The following is a 1,542-nucleotide window of genomic DNA, read 5'->3' as shown; positions in this document are numbered from 1 at the left end:
GAGCGCGGCCAGCCATGGTGCCATGTTCGCGTAGGCAGTACGACGGTCACGCTCGACGCACAGCACCGAGAACACGGCCACGTGGAACGGGTCTGGATGCCCGGCCTTGTCCAGTGCCCACCTGACGAAAGAGGGGCTGGCCGGCTCGGCCAGCACCACACCACCGGCCGCACGGCCGGCCAACGCCATCGATTTCGGCCCCCGCACCCCCGCCAGGAGCGGCGGCACCTCGGCAGGCGGATGGTAGAGCTGGACGTCATCGAGGTGTACGTGCTTGCCGTGCACGGTCAACCGTTCTCCTTCGAGCAGCCTTCGCACGCCGTCCAACACCTCTTCCAGTGCGGTCAGCGGGGACGACGGGCGCACGCCCATCTGCCCCATCCACGACTGCACGCCGTGTCCGATACCGGGCAGGAACCGGCCCGGAGCCAGCGCACACAGGGTGGCGATCTCCATCGCCGTGATCGCGGTGGTGCGCGCCACCGCGGGAAGAATTCCAATGCCTACCGTGAGTCGTTCGCTGACTGCGAGTGCGGAAGCAGCCAGACTGATCCCTGCGGTATAGAAGCAGTCCTCAATGATCCAGAGCTGATCCGCCCCACCGTCGTCCAGCCGCCGGGCGAACTCGGTGACGTGTGATGCGGGGAAGGTCCGGTCGAAGCACATGCCGATTTGGGCTTGTTTCGTCTGCATGTCGGCAGCGTACTCGGGGACGCTGACAGGCATCGGAGGACAGTGGAAAGATGAAGGATGAGAGGGTCGGATATCGCCGGGTCGGACGGGACCAGGCCGACGCCTCGGCCGAACCGGCCAACAAGACCTGACGAAACGGCACGACGGGGTGTGTGATGAGTGCAACGGTACTCGTGCTCAACTGCGGATCGTCGTCGATCAAATACCAGCTCATCGACGCCGACGACGCACATGTAGCGGCCAGGGGCCTGGTGGAACGGATCGGCGAGAGCGGCGGCCATGTGCGGCACGACGGCGACGGCGAGCCCATCGAGCTCGAGCTCGACCTGCCCGATCACGAGGCCGGCCTGAAGACCGTGCTCGACATGCTCGACCAGCACGGCCCGGCGCTGGCCGACATCGGCCTGACCGCGGTCGGTCACCGTGTGGTGCACGGTGGCGACCGCTTCTCCGAACCGGTCGTCATCGACGACGACGTGGAACGGGCCATCGATGAGCTCTCCACCCTGGCACCGCTGCACAACCCGCCGAACCTGACCGGCATCCGGGTCGCCCGGCAGGTACTGCCTGATGTTCCGCACGTGGCCATCTTCGACACCGCCTTCCATCAGACCCTGCCCCCGGCGGCCTACACATACGCTCTCGGTCGCGATGTCGCCCGCCGGCACGGGATACGACGCTACGGCTTTCATGGCACATCGGTCGGATACGTCGCCCGTGAGGCCAGCCGGTTCCTGGAGCGCGATCCGGGGCGCACCAACCTCATCGTGCTCCACCTGGGCAACGGCGCCTCGATGACCGCTGTACGCGGTGGTGAGTCGATCGACACGTCGATGGGGCTGACTCCCC

General features: G+C 66.7%; 1 protein-coding gene and 1 pseudogene. One reads left to right on the top strand and one right to left on the bottom strand.

All coding sequences use genetic code 11. From position 1 onward, the window contains the following. The coding region (locus ELR45_RS19470; RefSeq protein WP_205856886.1) for an LLM class flavin-dependent oxidoreductase at window positions 1-693 on the bottom strand (693 nt) is incomplete at its 3' end. Window positions 694-848: 155 nt separating this feature from the next. Between ELR45_RS19470 and ELR45_RS41085 the strand changes: the two are divergent. Beyond that, window positions 849-1,542 (top strand): annotated as a pseudogene (locus tag ELR45_RS41085) (acetate/propionate family kinase); the annotation flags it as partial.

The sequence above is a fragment of the Phytoactinopolyspora endophytica genome (assembly GCF_004138495.1).
In the GTDB taxonomy this organism is placed as follows: Bacteria; Actinomycetota; Actinomycetes; order Jiangellales; family Jiangellaceae; genus Phytoactinopolyspora; species Phytoactinopolyspora endophytica.
Note: the sequence above shows the minus strand (reverse complement) of the source record. Positions and strands in the feature narration are given on the sequence as shown.